At 72.3% G+C, this 16048-nt stretch carries 14 protein-coding genes; 8 read left to right on the top strand and 6 right to left on the bottom strand.

Annotation, left to right across the window (positions count from 1 at the left end; all coding sequences use genetic code 11):
* Positions 1-86 precede the first annotated feature (86 nt).
* The gene (locus ACZ4SW_RS09735) at positions 87-1484 is read left to right on the top strand and encodes an aldehyde dehydrogenase family protein (RefSeq protein WP_468240213.1); all 1398 of its coding nucleotides are present in this window, start codon (positions 87-89) and stop codon (positions 1482-1484) included.
* Positions 1485-1489: 5 nt separating this feature from the next.
* Positions 1490-2572: a Zn-dependent alcohol dehydrogenase gene (locus ACZ4SW_RS09730; RefSeq protein WP_468240210.1), complete on the top strand. Its 1083-nt coding sequence runs from the start codon at positions 1490-1492 to the stop codon at positions 2570-2572.
* Positions 2573-2805: 233 nt separating this feature from the next.
* On the opposite strand, the gene ACZ4SW_RS09725 is transcribed toward ACZ4SW_RS09730, so the two are convergent.
* From ACZ4SW_RS09725 to ACZ4SW_RS09715, 3 genes are all read right to left on the bottom strand, one after another.
* A complete protein-coding gene (locus tag ACZ4SW_RS09725) occupies positions 2806-3738 on the bottom strand; it encodes a DMT family transporter (protein WP_468240345.1) in 933 nt (310 codons plus the stop codon).
* Between the two features lie 66 nt (positions 3739-3804).
* Complete coding sequence (locus ACZ4SW_RS09720; protein WP_468240208.1) at positions 3805-4521, bottom strand: ArsR/SmtB family transcription factor; 717 nt, start codon at positions 4519-4521, stop codon at positions 3805-3807.
* Positions 4522-4576: 55 nt separating this feature from the next.
* Positions 4577-5218, bottom strand: a complete 642-nt coding sequence (locus ACZ4SW_RS09715) for a TetR/AcrR family transcriptional regulator (RefSeq protein WP_468240205.1) — start codon at positions 5216-5218, stop codon at positions 4577-4579.
* Between the two features lie 87 nt (positions 5219-5305).
* On the opposite strand from ACZ4SW_RS09715, the gene ACZ4SW_RS09710 reads away from it, so the two are divergent.
* The 3 genes from ACZ4SW_RS09710 to ACZ4SW_RS09700 all read left to right on the top strand — a co-directional run bounded on the left by ACZ4SW_RS09710 (position 5306) and on the right by ACZ4SW_RS09700 (position 7528).
* A complete protein-coding gene (locus ACZ4SW_RS09710) occupies positions 5306-6457 on the top strand; it encodes an acyl-CoA dehydrogenase family protein (RefSeq protein ID WP_468240202.1) in 1152 nt (383 codons plus the stop codon).
* A 60-nt stretch (positions 6458-6517) separates the two neighbouring features.
* Positions 6518-6805, top strand: a complete 288-nt coding sequence (locus ACZ4SW_RS09705) for a YiaA/YiaB family inner membrane protein (protein ID WP_468240199.1) — start codon at positions 6518-6520, stop codon at positions 6803-6805.
* 69 nt (positions 6806-6874) lie between these two features.
* Positions 6875-7528, top strand: coding sequence for a TetR/AcrR family transcriptional regulator (locus ACZ4SW_RS09700; protein WP_468240197.1), 654 nt, complete (start codon positions 6875-6877; stop codon positions 7526-7528).
* On the opposite strand, the gene ACZ4SW_RS09695 is transcribed toward ACZ4SW_RS09700, so the two are convergent.
* Positions 7519-7980: a MaoC family dehydratase gene (locus ACZ4SW_RS09695; RefSeq protein ID WP_468240195.1), complete on the bottom strand. Its 462-nt coding sequence runs from the start codon at positions 7978-7980 to the stop codon at positions 7519-7521. The genes ACZ4SW_RS09700 and ACZ4SW_RS09695 overlap by 10 nt on opposite strands.
* 166 nt (positions 7981-8146) lie before the next feature.
* Positions 8147-8749: a hypothetical protein gene (locus ACZ4SW_RS09690; protein WP_468240192.1), complete on the bottom strand. Its 603-nt coding sequence runs from the start codon at positions 8747-8749 to the stop codon at positions 8147-8149.
* Positions 8750-9014: 265 nt separating this feature from the next.
* Between ACZ4SW_RS09690 and ACZ4SW_RS09685 the strand changes: the two genes are divergently transcribed.
* Positions 9015-11816 (top strand): penicillin acylase family protein, encoded by a 2802-nt coding sequence (locus tag ACZ4SW_RS09685; protein WP_468240189.1) that lies wholly within the window; start codon positions 9015-9017, stop codon positions 11814-11816.
* Between the two features lie 27 nt (positions 11817-11843).
* Here the strand turns inward: ACZ4SW_RS09685 and ACZ4SW_RS09680 are convergent, their stop codons facing one another.
* Positions 11844-13187 (bottom strand): serine-threonine protein kinase, encoded by a 1344-nt coding sequence (locus ACZ4SW_RS09680; RefSeq protein WP_468240186.1) that lies wholly within the window; start codon positions 13185-13187, stop codon positions 11844-11846.
* 333 nt (positions 13188-13520) lie between these two features.
* Here ACZ4SW_RS09680 and ACZ4SW_RS09675 point away from each other — a divergent pair, with 333 nt between their 5' ends.
* Positions 13521-14285 carry an SDR family oxidoreductase gene (locus ACZ4SW_RS09675; protein WP_468240183.1) on the top strand — a complete coding sequence of 255 codons (765 nt, stop codon included), beginning with the start codon at positions 13521-13523 and terminating at the stop codon, positions 14283-14285.
* On the top strand, positions 14282-15931 hold the full coding sequence (locus tag ACZ4SW_RS09670) for a class I adenylate-forming enzyme family protein (RefSeq protein WP_468240180.1): 1650 nt from the start codon (positions 14282-14284) through the stop codon (positions 15929-15931). The genes ACZ4SW_RS09675 and ACZ4SW_RS09670 overlap by 4 nt, the downstream gene beginning before the upstream one ends.
* Positions 15932-16048 lie beyond the last annotated feature (117 nt).

The following is a 16048-nucleotide window of genomic DNA, read 5'->3' as shown; positions in this document are numbered from 1 at the left end:
CCTGGCGCGGCAAAACTAACACCGCTAGTTTGGTGCCGATCGCCAGCGTGGGCGCGCAGGACGCCGCCCGGCCCGGGAGGAAGACCATGAAGCCACATGACGGCATGTACATCGACGGCGCCTGGCGCCCCGCCGTCGGCGCGGACACCATCGAGGTCGTGAATCCGGTCGACGAGCAGGTCATCGGCCGGGTCCCGGCGGGCACCGCCGAGGACGTCGACGCCGCCGTGGGCGCCGCCCGCGTCGCCCTCCCGGCCTGGGCCGCCACCCCGCCGGCCGAACGCGCCGCCCGGCTCGCCGCCCTGCGGGACGTGCTCGTCGCCCGCAAGGACGAGATCGCCGAGACCGTCACGGCCGAACTGGGCTCCCCGCCGTCGCTCGCGCAGAACGTGCACGTGGGCCTGCCGATCCTGGTCGCCGGCTCGTACGCGGAACTCGCCGCGACCCACTCCTTCGAGGAGAAGGTCGGCAATTCCACCGTGTATCAGGAGCCGGTCGGTGTCGTGGGCGCCATCACCCCCTGGAACTACCCCCTCCACCAGATCGTCGCGAAGGTCGCCCCGGCGCTGGCGGCGGGCTGCACGGTCGTCCTGAAGCCCGCCGAGGACACCCCGCTGACCGCCCAGCTCTTCGCGGAGGCCGTCCACGAGGCGGGCCTGCCGGCCGGGGTGTTCAACCTGGTCACCGGCCTCGGCCCGGTCGCGGGTCAGGCGCTCGCCGAGCACCCCGGCGTCGACCTGGTCTCCTTCACCGGCTCCACGGCGGTCGGCCGGCGGATCGGCGCGACGGCGGGAGCGGCCGTGAAGAAGGTCGCCCTCGAACTGGGCGGCAAGTCCGCGAACGTCATCCTGCCGAGCGCCGACCTCGCCAAGGCGGTCAACGTCGGTGTCGCGAACGTCATGTCCAACTCCGGCCAGACGTGCAGCGCGTGGACGCGGATGCTGGTGCACCGGGAGCGGTACGAGGAGGCGGTGGAGCTCGCCGCCGCGGCAGCCGCGAAGTACGGCGACCGCATCGGCCCGGTGGTGAACGCGAAGCAGCAGGCCCGGGTGCGCGGCTACATCGAGAAGGGCGTCGCGGAGGGCGCGCGGCTCGTCGCGGGCGGCCCGGAGGCCCCGCGCGAGCGCGGCTACTTCGTGCGGCCCACCGTCTTCGCCGACGTGACACCCGAGATGACGATCGCGCAGGAGGAGATCTTCGGCCCGGTGCTGGCGATCCTCCCCTACGAGGACGAGGAGGACGCCCTGCGGATCGCGAACGGCACGGTGTACGGGCTCGCCGGCGCCGTGTGGGCGGGCGACGACGCGGAGGCGGTCGCGTTCGCGCGGCGGCTCCAGACCGGACAGGTCGACATCAACGGCGGACGCTTCAACCACCTGGCGCCCTTCGGCGGTTACAAGCAGTCGGGGGTCGGCCGAGAACTCGGCGCGCACGGCCTCGCCGAGTACCTTCAGACCAAGTCCCTCCAGTTCCAGGAGCGTTGAGCCAGATGGTCCGTGCCGCTGTCCTGCCCGCCGTCGGTGCCCCGCTGGAGGTCACCGCGATCGAACTTCCGGAGCCGGGCCCCGGCCGGGTCCGCGTCCGGCTGGCCGCCGCCGGGGTCTGCCACTCCGACCTGTCCCTGTCCAACGGCACCATGCGGGTGCCGGTCCCCGCGGTGCTCGGTCACGAGGGCGCGGGCACGGTGGTGTCGGTGGGGGAGGGCGTCACCCATGTCGCGCCGGGTGACGGCGTCGTCCTCAACTGGGCACCGTCCTGCGGGACGTGCCACGCCTGCGCACGCGGCGAGGTGTGGCTGTGCGCGAACGCGCTCACCGGCGCCGCCGACGTCCACGCCCGCCGCGCCGACGACGGCACGGACCTGCACCCCGGGCTGAACGTGGCCGCGTTCGCGGAGGAGACGGTGGTCGCGGCGTCCTGCGTACTGCCCGCACCGGACGGCGTGCCGCTGACCGACGCCGCCCTGCTGGGCTGCGCCGTCCTCACCGGATACGGGGCCGTGCACCACGCGGCCCGGGTGCGGCCCGGGGAGACGGTCGCCGTGTTCGGTGTCGGCGGGGTGGGCCTCGCGGCGCTCCAGTCGGCGCGGATCGCGGGCGCCGAGCGGATCGTCGCGGTGGACGTGTCCCCCGCGAAGGAGGAACTGGCGCGACGGGCGGGCGCGACGGACTTCCTGCTCGCCTCCGAAACCACACCCCGCGAGATCCGCGGCCTCACGGACAAGCAGGGCGTCGACGTCGCCGTGGAGTGCGTGGGCCGCGCGGCCACCATCCGCGCGGCCTGGGAGTCCACCCGGCGAGGCGGCCGCACGACGGTCGTCGGCATCGGCGGGAAGGACCAGGAGGTCACGTTCAACGCCCTGGAGATCTTCCACTGGGGCCGCACACTCTCCGGCTGCGTCTACGGCAACTCGGACCCGGCGAGGGACCTGCCGGTCCTGGCGGACCACGTCCGGGCGGGCCGCCTGGACCTGGGCGCGCTGGTGACGGAACGGATCGCGCTGGAGGGGATCCCGGCCGCCTTCGAGAACATGCTGGCGGGCAAGGGCGGGCGGGCGCTGGTGGTTTTCTAGTGCCGGCCGGCTCCTAGTGCCGCGGCAGGCGACGTTCGCCCCGTCGCGACGCCCGGCACGCTCCCCCAAGCTCTTCGAGCAGGGGGTGCCCCCACTCGCCGCACCGGCCGAAAACCCAAGTACGTCCAGTACGAGGGCTTCCGGCCGGCACTCCCCCAGCCTCCGGCCGGGGGGACCCCCAGAGCACGCACCGGACGCCGCTCCTTGACGGGCAAACGCTGCCTGCCGCGGCACTAGGATTCGGCGGACGGTACCTGCTCGGGCGCGGTGTGCGGTTCCGGGACCGGGGGCGAGGTGCGGGGACGCGACCGCGACACCGCCACTCCCGCCAGGCACAGCACGCCACCCCCGAGCGTCACCGGTCCCGGCACCTCCTGGAGGAACAGCCAGGACATCACGACGACCAGCGCGGGCACGGCGTACGTGGTCGCGCCCATACGGCTCGCGGTCGTACGCGCCAGGGCGTACGCCCAGGTCGTGAAGGCCAGGGCGGTCGGAAACACGCCCAGGTACACCATGTTGAGGGTGGCGGACACCGGCGCGTGGGCCGCGTCGTGCACCAGCTGACCGGCGAACGGCAGACAGGCCACCGCGCCCACCAGACACCCGAACGTCGTCGCCTGAAGTGCGCTCGCCGCCCCCAGCGCGGGCTTCTGCGCGACGACCCCCGCCGCGTAGGCGGCAGCGGCGAGCAGGCACAGCACCACCCCGAGCACCGAGGAGCCGCCGTCCCCGGACATCGACAGGCCCACGGTGACCGCACCGGCGAACGACACCGCCATCCCCGCGAGAAGCCGCGGCGGCATGGCGTCCCCGAGCAGCCGCGCACTCAGCAGCGCGATCAGTATCGGCCCGACGTTCACCACCAGCGCGGCGGTCCCGGCATCGACCTGCTGCTCGCCCCAGTTGAGCACGACCATGTAGAAGCCGAACCACAGCAGCCCGGATATCGCGATCCCGCGCCACGCCGAACGCGGCGGCAACCCCTCCCTCCGCAGGAGGCAGATCACCCCCAGCGCCAGGGACCCGGCCAGCAGCCGTCCGAGCGCCAGCGCGCCCGGCGCGTATGCGGCACCCGCGCTGCGGATCGAGACGAAGGCGGAGGCCCACAGCAGCACGGTGACGGCGGCCGCGCCGGTGGCCAGACGGGACGGGGAGACGTTCATCATGCTCCAGAGGCTAGGCGGGCAGGGGGACGTGGTGCTGGCGGATTTCGGACGGCGCGGCGCTGGTCAGCGCAGTGCCGCCGCCTCGATCCCCAGCAGTTGCGCCAGGGCGCGTTCGCCCTCGGCCGTGACCTTCACGGCCCGCTCGGAGCCGATGCGCACGCACCAGCCGGCGTCCAGGGCGTGCCGGCACAGCGCCGCGCCCGCGACACCCGCGAGATGGGGGCGACGCTCGGTCCAGTCGAGACAGGCGCGGGCCAGGGGCCGGCGGCCCCTGCGGTCCAGGTGGATGCCGGTGGTGCCGAACCAGGCGAGGCCCGCGTCGGTCAGCGCGAACCCGGTGTCCTGACGAAGCAGCCCCCGCGCGGTCAGCGCGTCGGTGACGGCGATGCCCAGCCGCCCCGCCAGGTGGTCGTAGCAGGTGCGGCCGCGGGCCATCGCGGACCCGGCGCTCGCCTCCCGCAGCGTGCGCGGACGCTCGGCAGTCGTGTCCGGCGCCACCTGCGCCGTGAGCTCCTCGACGATCTGGGCGACCCGCGCGTCGGCGAGCCGCACATACCGGTGCCGTCCCTGCCGTTCCTCGGCGAGCAGCCCGCCCGCGACGAGTTTGCCCAGGTGCTCGCTCAGCGTCGAGGCGGCGACCCCGGCGTGCCGCGCCAGCTCACCGGCGGTCCACGCCCGGCCGTCGAGCAGCGCCAGCAGACATGCGGCTCGCGTCTCGTCGGCGATCAGCCCCGCGAGCCCGGCGAGTGCGGCCGCCGCGCCGTCCTTCCTCGTCGTCATGCGTCCAGCATCGGCCACGGACACTTCGGCGCCCACCGAAGCGTGCGCCGCTGCGCTACGCGGGCCGCTTCACCTGCTCGTACTGCCGCTCCAGTCCGTCCAGCAGAGCCACGAGCCCCGTCTCGAACGCCCGCTCGTCGATCTTCTCCTGCTGCTCGGCGAGGAGGTGGGCCTGACCGAGGTGGGGGTAGTCGGCCGGGTCGTACGCCGTCGCGTCGCCGACGAAACCGGCCGCGAAGGAGCCGAGCGCGGAGCCCATCACGAAGTAGCGCATCAGCGCGCCGATGGAGGTGGCCTGGGCGGGCGGCCACCCCGCGCCGACCATCGCCCCGTACACGGCGTCCGCGAGGCGCAGCGCGGCCGGGCGACGGCCGGGCCCGCGGGCCAGGACCGGAACGATGTTGGGGTGGTCGCGCAGCGCGGCCCGGTAGGAGACCGCCCAGTCGTGCAGCGCGGTCCGCCAGGGCCGGCCGTCCTCGAACATCGACAGATCGACCTGGGCGCTCACCGAGTCGGCGACCGCCTCCAGGATCTCGTCCTTCGTGCGGAAGTGGTTGTACAGGGACGGGCCGCTGACCCCGAGTTCGGCGGCGAGCCGGCGCGTGGAGACGGCGGCGAGGCCCTCCGCGTCCACCAGCGCCCGCGCCGTGGCGACGATGCGGTCGGTGCTGAGGAGGGGCTTGCGCGGTCGGGCCATGGCGCACATAGTAGGGCTGCCAACAGAAACTAGCAGTGCTAATTTAAATGTGTCGCGTTCAAGGATCTGCCCGAGGGGTGATGCGTCGTGAACCTGGAGCTCAGCGAGGAGCAGGTGGCCGTGCGACGGCTGGCCGAGGACTTCGTGACCCGCGAGATCGCCCCGCACGTCGTCGCCTGGGACCGGGCCGAGGAGGTGGACCGCTCGATCGTCGAGAAGCTCGGGGAGGTCGGCTTCCTCGGGCTCACGATCGACGAGGAGTACGGCGGCTCGGGCGGCGACCACCTCGCGTACTGCCTGGTGACCGAGGAACTGGGGCGCGGTGACTCGTCGGTGCGCGGGATCGTGTCCGTCTCGCTCGGCCTGGTCGCCAAGACGATCGCCGCCTGGGGGAGCGAGGAGCAGAAGCGGCGCTGGCTGCCGGGCCTGACGTCCGGGGAGTACGTCGGCTGCTTCGGGCTCACCGAACCGGGCACCGGCTCCGACGCGGGCAACCTCGCCACCAGGGCGGTGCGCGACGGCGACCACTACGTGATCAACGGCGCCAAGATGTTCATCACCAACGGCACCTGGGCCGACGTCGTCCTCCTCTTCGCCCGCTCCACCGAGGCGCCCGGTCACAAGGGCGTCTCCGCCTTCCTCGTCCCCACCGACACCCCCGGCCTGACCCGCCGCCCCGTCCACGGCAAGCTCGGCCTGCGCGGCCAGGCCACCGCCGAACTGGTCCTTGAGGACGTGCGCGTCCCCGCCTCCGCGCTCCTGGCGCCCGAGGGCAAGGGCTTCTCCGTCGCCATGTCCGCCCTCGCCAAGGGCCGGATGTCGGTGGCGGCGGGCTGCGTCGGCATAGCCCGGGCCGCGCTGGACGCGGCGGTGGCGTACGCGGGCGAGCGCGAGCAGTTCGGCCGGACCATCGCCCACCACCAGCTCGTCCAGGAACTCCTCAGCGACATCGCCGTCGACGTGGACGCCGCACGGCTGCTGACCTGGCGGGTCGCCGACCTGATCGACCGCGGCCTGCCCTTCGCCGTCGAGTCCTCCAAGGCCAAGCTGTTCGCCTCCGAGGCCGCCGTCCGCGCCGCGAACAACGCCCTTCAGGTCTTCGGCGGCTACGGCTACATCGACGAGTACCCGGTGGGCAAACTGCTGCGCGACGCCCGTGTGATGACCCTCTACGAGGGCACCAGCCAGATCCAGAAACTGGTCATCGGACGGGCCCTGACGGGGGTTTCGGCGTTCTGAGTACCGCCCTGAGTACGTGTGCGGATGTGCCGGCACAGCCGTGCGCCGACCCTGGTGCGCATGAGTGATACTCCGGTCAGGCAGCAGAGCACGGCCGCCTTCTACGGGCAGGCCGTGGCGTCCTTCGTCATCGCCCTGGTGGCCACCGCCCTGGGGATCTTCAGGCTGCACGCAGACGCCTGGGTGCGGGCCTTCCTCGGGATCGCCGTCCTGTACCTGGTGACCTCCGCCTTCACCCTCGCCAAGGTGATCCGGGACCGGCAGGAGGCCGGTCAGATCGTCAGCCGGGTCGACCAGGCCAGGCTGGAGAAACTGCTCGCGGATCACGATCCCTTCGAAAAGCTCTGAGCGGGCACTCTAAGCGCTCGCTCACCTTGGGAGGTATGGTGTTCGTCCTGCCAGTGGAAGGGGCGAGCGATGAGTACGGCGCAGGAGACTCCCGGGGGCGAGGCGGAGCCGTGGGCCGAGGTGACCCCGGACGCGGCCCGGCGGCTGCTGCTCGCCGCGGTCGAGGCCTTCGCCGAGCGCGGCTACCACGCCACGACGACCCGTGACATCGCGGGACGCGCCGGTATGAGCCCGGCCGCGCTCTACATCCACTACAAGACCAAGGAAGAGCTGCTCCACCGCATCAGCAGGATCGGCCACGACAAGGCCCTGGAGATCCTGCGTACGGCGGCCCGGGGCGAGGGCGGCGCGACCGAGCGGCTCGCCGACGCCGTGAGCTCCTTCGTCCGCTGGCACGCCGGGCGGCGCACCACCGCGCGGGTCGTGCAGTACGAACTGGACGCGCTCGGCCCGGACGCCCGAGCGGAGATCCTGGCACTGCGCCGCCAGGTGGACGCGGAGGTGCGCGGGATCATCGAGGACGGCGTGGCCTCGGGCGAGTTCGACGTGCTGGACGTGAAGGGCACGACGCTGGCCGTCCTCTCCCTGTGCATCGACGTCGCCCGCTGGTTCAACGTCGACGGACCCCGGACGCCCGAGGAGGTCGGCGCGCTCTACGCCGACCTCGTGCTGCGGATGGTGGGGGCGCGGAAGCAGCCGCCCGGTCCGGCGGGTCAGAGGTAGTAGCGCGCCACCGACTCGGCGACGCAGACCGGCTTGTCGCCGCCCTCGCGCTCCACCGTGAAGGCGACGGTCACCTGCACCCCGCCCTGCACCTCCTCGACGCCGGAGATCGTCGCGGTGGCGCGCACCCGGGAGCCGACCGGGACCGGGGCGGGGAAGCGGACCTTGTTGGTGCCGTAGTTGACGCCCATCCGCACGCCCTCGACCTTGATGAGCTGCGGCCCGAACAGCGGGAGCAGCGACAGCGTGAGGTAGCCGTGCGCGATGGTGGTCCCGAACGGGCCCTGGGCCGCCTTCTCCGGATCCACATGGATCCACTGGTGGTCGCCGGTCGCCTCCGCGAACAGGTCGATCCGCTTCTGGTCGATCTCCAGCCAGTCGGTGTACCCGAGCTGCTCACCCACCGCCGCCTTCAGCTCGTCGGCGGATGTGAAGGTCCTCGGCTCTGCCATGTTCCCGGCCTCTCGCGTCACGAAGTCACCATGTCTAAGCAACTGCTTAGCATGGTCGTGCGCGGCGCCGGTGTCAACGGACGTCGCCCGTACCACGGCGGGTGGATTCGGCTCCCCGGCCGACTAGGGGGTGCGGCATTCCCGGCGCACCCCCGCGATCCGGGCCCTAGGCCGACACCAGCAGCCGTGTCCGCCTGGTCCGCGCCAGGGCCTCGGGCGTCAGCACGGGACTCGGCACCAGGATGCCGCAGTCCGTGCAGACCGGGCCCGACGACGGCTCGTGAGCCAGGTCGTATCTCCAGATCAGGCGCTCACCGGCGCACACCGGGCAGGCGGAGCCGGGCTCGCGCTCCAGCGCGGCGATGAGCCGGCGCAGCACCTCCGCCAGCGGCTCATGGGGGTGGACCCGGGGGTCGTCGCACCACGCGACCCCGAAACCGCCCCACGTCAGCCGGTGCCAGTCGTCCACACTGCCGGGCCGTCGCAGCCCGTCGTGCTTCTCCTTCCTGCGGCGCTCCGTGAACCCGGCCTCGTAGGTGAGCCAGACGGACCGGGCCTCCTCCAGCTCCTCCAGTGCGGCCACGAGCCGCACCGGATCGGGGGAGCGGTCCTCCGGGCCGAACCCGGCCCGGGAGCACAGATGGTCCCAGGTCGCCCGATGCCCGTAAGGGGCGAACTTCTCCAGGCACTTGCGCAGTGAGTAGCGCCGTAGTGCCAGATCGCACCTCGGATCACGGACCTGTCTCGCCAGACTCCGGAAACCGGCCATCGCCCTGCACCTCCGTCACAACTGCACCTGTACTTCGGTCACTTCGGCGTCGCCCTGTGGACGTCGCCGAGTAGACGTATCGACACGCGATTCGGCTCCATCGAATTTCCGATGACCTCCATAAGCCGCTTGCCGGACGGTTGAAAAACTGACGCATGTTCATCTTCAATCGCGGGGATACCGGCGGTAACGTCCGCCCGCCCCCTCCCCCAAGCTCTCGGCTTCGCTCGAGCAAGGGGGACCCCCTTCGTCGGGAGGAGCTGCCATGCCACGGCGCACCCCACGCACCGCCCTCGACAGACTGAGAACTCCTCGCAGATCCCCCAAGTTCCTCAAGGCCGCGTCGATATGCGTACTCGTCGCGGGCCTTTTGTCCCCGACCGCCGCGGCCACCGCCCAGGCGGCCACGGCCACCCCCGGGGCAGCCGCGTCCAACGACTACTGCGGCGGCCGGTGTTCGGACATCCTCCCGCCCGGCGAGAACGGCAACGCCACCCTCGCCCAGATCCTGCTCAACCAGGCCTTCGGCACCCAGCCCGACCACGCCGAGGACCAGCTCGGCCCCTACGCCGGCCTGGCCACCGGCTACTCCACGCTCACCGACGCGAAGATCAACAACTTCTTCAACGACGCGTCGTTCGGCGTCCCCTCCGATCAAGTCGCCTCCACCGAGAAACCCGCGGGCCGCGGCGACGTGACGATCGTCCGCGACAAGAAGACGGGCGTCCCGCACATCACCGGTACCACCAGGTACGGCACCGAGTTCGGCGCCGGATATGCCGCGGCTGAGGACCGGCTGTGGCTGATGGACGTCTTCCGGCACGTCGGCCGCGGACAGCTCACCTCCTTCGCGGGCGGCGCCGCCGCCAACCAGGGCCTGGAACAGGAGTTCTGGCGCAACGCCCCGTACACCGAGGCGGACCTCCAGGCGCAGATCGACAACGCGGTGGCCGCCGCCGGCGACCGCGGCAAGCAGGCCCTCGCCGACGTGAACGCCTACCTCGCGGGCATCAACGCCTACATCGACGCCTCCGACAGCGGCCGCTACTTCCCCGGCGAGTACGTCCTGACCGGCCACAAGGACGCCATCACCAACGCCGGCACCATCGACCACTTCAAGGTCACCGACCTGGTCGCGCTCGCCTCCGTCATCGGCGCGCTGTTCGGCTCCGGCGGGGGCGGCGAGGTCAACAACGCGATCTCCCTGCTCGCCGCCCAGTCGAAGTACGGCGTTCAGGAGGGCACCAAGGTCTGGGAGTCCTTCCGCGAACGCAACGACCCCGAGGCCGTCCTCACCGTCCACAACGGCGAGAGCTTCCCCTACGCGACCGCGCCCTCGAACCCCCAGGGCGAGGCACTGCCCGACACCGGCACGGTGAGCCAGGAGCCGCTCGTCTACGACCGCACCGGCAGCGCGGGCACATCGAGCGCCACCAGCGCGTCGAAGACCGCGGCCGCCACCGCCCTGACCTCCGCCAGACGCGGCATGTCCAACGCCCTCGTGGTCAGCGGCAAGTACACCGCGAGCGGTCACCCCATCGCCGTCTTCGGCCCCCAGACCGGCTACTTCGCGCCCCAGCTCCTCATGCTCCAGGAGATCCAGGGGCCCGGCATCAGCGCCCGCGGCGCCTCCTTCGCGGGCCTGAGCATGTACGTCGAACTCGGCCGCGGCCAGGACTACTCGTGGAGCGCCACGACGTCCGGGCAGGACATCATCGACACCTACGCGGTCGAGCTGTGCCAGGACGACTACCACTACCTGTACCACGGCACCTGCACGGCCATGGACAAGGTCGAGCAGAAGAACTCCTGGTCACCGACCACCGCCGACTCGACCCCGGCCGGCTCCTACACCATGCGCGTGTGGCGCACCAAGTACGGGCCGGTGGAGTACCGCGCCACGGTCGGCGGCAAGAAGGTCGCCTACACCACCCTGCGCTCGTCCTACCTGCACGAGGCCGACTCGATCATCGGCTTCCAGATGCTGAACGACCCCGACTACGTCAAGGGCCCGAAGGACTTCCAGAGCGCGGTCCAGCACATCAACTACACCTTCAACTGGTTCTACGCCGACTCCCAGCACACCGCGTACTACAACAGCGGCGACAACCCGGTGCGCGCGAGCGGTGTGGACGCCGAGTTCCCGGTGTGGGCGCAGGCGGCGTACGAGTGGAGGAACTGGGACCCGGCCACCAACACGGCCGAGTACACGCCGCCGTCCCAGCACCCCAACTCCATCGACCAGGACTACTACATCTCCTGGAACAACAAGCAGGCCGAGGACTACACGGCCGCGCCCTGGGGCGAGGGCTCGGTCCACCGCGGCAACCTGCTCGAGGACCGGGTGAAGAAGCTGGTCGCGGCGGGCGGGGTGAGCCGGTCGTCGCTGGTGAAGGCCATGGCCGACGCCGCCCTCGCCGACCTGCGCGCCGAGGACGTGCTGCCGAAGCTGCTGAAGGTCGTGAACAGCTCGCCGGTGACCGACTCCACCGCCGCGGCGGCCGTCAGCAAGCTGCAGACGTGGGTGTCCGCGGGCGCCCGGCGCACCGAGACCTCGGCCGGCTCCAAGACGTACGCCGACGCCGACGCGATCCGCATCCTGGACGCCTGGTGGCCGCTGCTGGTGAAGGCCGAGTTCCAGCCGGGCCTCGGCAGCGACCTGTACACGGCCTTCGGCAACAACCTGCCGGTCGACGAGTCCCCGTCGGCCGCGCACGGCCCGACCGGATCGCACGCCGGAAGCTCCTTCCAGTACGGCTGGTGGAGCTATGTCGACAAGGACGTCCGAGCGGTCCTCGGCGAGTCGGTGCAGGGCCCGCTGGCGCAGAAGTACTGCGGCGGCGGCAGCCTCAGCGCCTGCCGGGACACCCTGATCAGCACGCTGAAGCAGGCGGCCGGGATGACCGCGGCCCAGGTCTACCCGGGCGACGACCAGTGCTCGGCCGGTGACCAGTGGTGCGCCGACTCGATCGTCCAGCGCACCCTGGGCGGCATCAAGCACGGCAAAATCAGTTGGCAGAACCGGCCGACGTTCCAGCAGGTGGTGGAGTACACCTCGCACCGGTAGGCCGGGCGGGTGACGAGCGGCGGCGGGTCAGCTCACCCGGCCCGCCGCCAGCACCACCCGGGCCAGCTCCGGGTGCACGATGTCGCTGTGCGCGCCGGCCGGCGGGCCGCCGTGGCAGACCACCGCGCAGGCGTCGACGTTGACGCAGCCGGACGCCGGCAGCCCGCCGTTCAGCGCGTCGGCGAGGGCCAGGCCCTGGGTGCCGTCCACCGCCTGCACCCCGTCGTGCCCCATCGCCCCCCACCGCGGGCCGAGGAGCCGGCCGATGTCGAAGTCCACCGTGAACTCCCCGGTCAGCGAGCGGTCGTCGTCCGCCATGCGGGACGCCAGCGGGTAGAACGTGCCGAGCGCCGAGTCGAAGTGGGAGTAGCAGCACACCAGGGGGCCGTCGATGCGGTTCTGCTGCCCGTCCAGCACACCGCTCGTGTGCGGGTCCTCCGGCAGCCGGGCCGCGAACGCGTAGTGCGAGAAGGCGCCCTGGAGCAGCGTCACCGACTTCACCGTGCGCACGCCCTGCGGCAGCCCGCGCAGCGCGAACGACACCAGCCGCCCGCCGAAACTGTGCCCGACCAAGTGCACCCGCACCTGCGGGGCCGCCTGCGCCAGTTGCCCGATCACCTGCCCGAGCCCCCGCTCGCCGACCGTTCCCGCGCGCCGCTTCATCGCGTAGTACGTGGCTTGTCTGAGCAACTCGCGCGCCCCGTCCCACACCCCCTTCGGCGTGAACGAGAACCCCTCCGGGACCTCCCCGCCGGCCGACTCGACCTGCTCCAGCGCCCGCGCGAAGCTCCGGCACACCTGCGCCGTGTCACCGGCCAGCATCCCGGGCCCGCTCTCGGGCGCCCCCCGTACCAGGGTGTCCGCGGCGAAGCCGGCCTGCGGCCCCTGCGGCCGCACCTCCACCAGCAGCCGTACCAGCCGCCCGAACTCATCAAGGCGGGCGCCGTCGTCCGGGTGCTGCTCCAGCAGCCGCGTGAGCTGCTCCACCACCGTCGCGCGGCCCGGGAACACCTCGAGCAGCGCGCGCCGGCTGTTCCTGTCCAGCAGGGGAGCCGCCGGCGGCTCCGCCGCGACCGACGCCGGGAAGTGGGGGATCGGTTCGTCCGCGAACATCATCGACGGCCAGATCACGCCCACGTAGCCGAGGCGGGCCCCGGGCGACAGCGAGGGCACCGGCGCGAAGAAGCCGTTGCAGAGCCGGGTGGCGGTGCTGCGCTCGTTGTTCCAGCCGTGCGCGAGGACCAGCAGGTCGCGCACTCCCCGCCGGGTCACCTCCGCGAGCAGCCGGTCCCGCTCCGGCCCGTCCACGTCGCCGTCCGCGTCGAAGGTCAGCTCCCAGTAGGGACTCACGCTCACTGCCGGTTCCGCCATGACGGGCCCCCTTGCCCCAGGTCGAGTGCGCTGTGCGCGCATCGTCCTGCCAACGGGCACGGTTGGCCATACGTCACGACCCATCCCTGCACCGGGTCGCCCCTGCGCGCCCGCCGGAAGCCGGCCCGCTGGTCCTGCCGTCGGCCACCGCCTCGTCGGCCGGGGCCGAAAGCCGATCCCCGCGCTCCCGCGCGGAGCCGGTGTACGGGACTGTGACGGACGTCGCTGTCCGCCCGGCCACCCCTTCCCTCGTTACATACCGACTGGTTAGTCTGACGCTCGCAACAGAGCCGACGGCAGCAGAGCCGGTGCGTGTCGTGTCGAAGGAGACCGATGGTGGAAGCCGTGCAGGATGCGGGAGTGGTCGTCACCGGGGCGGGAGGCGGCATCGGTGCAGCGCTGGCCCGCCGCTTCGCCGCCGAGGGGGCCCGGGTCGTCGTCAACGACCTGGATGCCGGGAAGGCGAAGGCGGTGGCCGACGAGATCGGCGGCATCGCGGTCCCGGGCGACGCGTCCGCGATCGTGCCCGAGGCGCGGGACGCCCTCGGCGGCACGGTCGACGTCTACTGCGCCAACGCGGGCCTCGGCTCGGGCGGCACCGAGGCCGCCGACGAGGACGTCTGGGCCCAGGCCTGGGACGTGAACGTGATGGCCCACGTCCGCGCGGCCCGGGAACTCCTGCCCGCCTGGCTGGAGCGCGGCGCGGGCCGGTTCGTCTCCACGGTCTCCGCCGCCGGACTGCTCACCATGATCGGCGCCGCCCCCTACAGCGTCACCAAGCACGGCGCGTACGCCTTCGCCGAGTGGCTGTCGCTGACGTACCGCCACCGTGGCCTGAAGGTCCACGCGATCTGTCCGCAGGGCGTCCGCACCGACATGCTGACCGCCTCCGGAACCGCCGGCGACCTGGTGCTCGCGCCGACCGCGATCGAGCCCGACGACGTCGCCGACGCGCTGTTCCAGGGCATGGAGGAGGACCGGTTCCTGATCCTGCCGCACCCCGAGGCCGCCGCGTACTACCAGGCGCGGGCCACCGACCCGGACCGCTGGCTGACGAGCATGAACCACATCCAGCAGAAGTGGGAGGCCGGCCGGTGACCGCCTCCCACTACGCCGCCAAGCCCTGGCTGGCCCTGCTCAGCGACGCCCAGCGCGCCCCGGTCAGCCCCGCCGACTCGCTGGTGCACGCCCTGCGCGAGGCCCCCGCGGACCGCACCGCCCTCGCCTACTTCGACGGCCGGATCAGCTACGCGGAACTGGACGCGCTGACCGACTCCGTCGCCGGGCACCTCGCCTCGCGCGGGCTGCAGCGCGGCGACCGGGTCGCGATCCTGCTGCAGAACTCGCCGCACTTCGTGCTCGCCCTGCTCGGCGCGTGGAAGGCCGGCGCCACCGTCGTGCCCGTCAACCCCATGTACAAGTCGGGGGAGGTCGCGCACGTCCTGAAGGACGCCGAGGTGACCGCCCTGGTGTGCTCCGACCGCGCCTGGGAGTCGTACCTGCGGGACACGGCCGCCGTGTCCCCCGTACAGATCGTGCTCACCGCCTGCGAACGGGACCTGCAGACCCGTGACGACGCGCGCGTGCTGACCTTCGAGCGGCTCGAGCAGGCCGCCGACGCCGACGACCTCGTGACCGTCGCCCGGCAGGGCCACAAGGCGCCCGAGGGCCGCGACCCCGGCCCGTCCGACATCGCGCTGATCAGCTACACCTCGGGCACCAGCGGCACCCCGAAGGGCGCCACCAACACGCACGGCAACATCATGTACAACGCCGAGCGGCAGCGCACGGGCCTCGGCCTGCCCGAGGCACCCGTCTACTTCGCGCTGGCGCCGCTGTTCCACATCACCGGGATGGTGTGCGAGCTGGTGGCCTGTCTGACCAGCTCGGGCACGCTGGTGCTGGCGTACCGCTTCGAGCCGGGCGTCGTCCTCGACGCCTTCGCCGAGTACCGCCCGCACTACACCGTCGGCCCCTCCACCGCCTTCATGGCGCTCGCCGCGCACCCGTCCGTCACCCCGGACCACTTCTCCTCCTTCCGGGTCATCTCCTCCGGCGGCGCGCCGCTGCCGCCCGCCCTGGTGGAGAAGTTCCGGACCGGCTTCGGGCCGTACATCCGCAACGGCTACGGCCTGACCGAGTGCACCGCCCCCTGCGCCTCCGTGCCGCCCGGCCAGGAGGCCCCCGTGGACCCGGTCTCCGGGACCCTGGCGGTGGGCGTGCCCGGGCCGGACACGGTCGTCCGCATCGTCGACGAGCGGGGCGAGGAGGTGCCGTTCGGCGAGCCGGGCGAGATCGTCGTCCGCGGCCCCCAGGTCGTGCCCGGCTACTGGCGGCGCCCCGAGGCCACCGCCGAGACCTTCCCGGACGGCGAGCTGCGCACCGGCGACATCGGGTTCATGGACCAGCAGGGCTGGCTCTACGTCGTCGACCGCAAGAAGGACATGATCAACGCGTCCGGCTTCAAGGTGTGGCCGCGGGAGGTCGAGGACGTCCTCTACACCCACCCGGCGGTGCGCGAGGCGGCCGTCGTCGGGGTGCCGGACGGGTACCGGGGTGAGACCGTCAAGGCGTACATCAGCCTGCGCCCGGGCGCCGAAACGGACCCCGCTGCGCTCGCCGCGTACTGCAAGGAGAGACTGGCCGCCTACAAGTACCCGCGCCAGGTGGAGATCCTGCCCGAGCTGCCGAAGACGGCGAGTGGCAAGATCCTGCGTCGGGAACTGCGTTCCCGCCGGGAGTGAGCCGAAGGGGCGCGCCGGTGGGGAGAGCGCGACCGCGTGGAGGCCCGAAGGGCTGAGCACGGTCGGGGTCTCGACACCGGCTTGAGCGCTCCGGAGGTGAACGCCCCGGAAAAGGGC

The organism is Streptomyces sp. NPDC028331 (assembly GCF_055565775.1).
The sequence above is the reverse complement of the archived record's forward strand: the minus strand, read 5'-3'. Positions and strand labels throughout refer to the sequence as shown.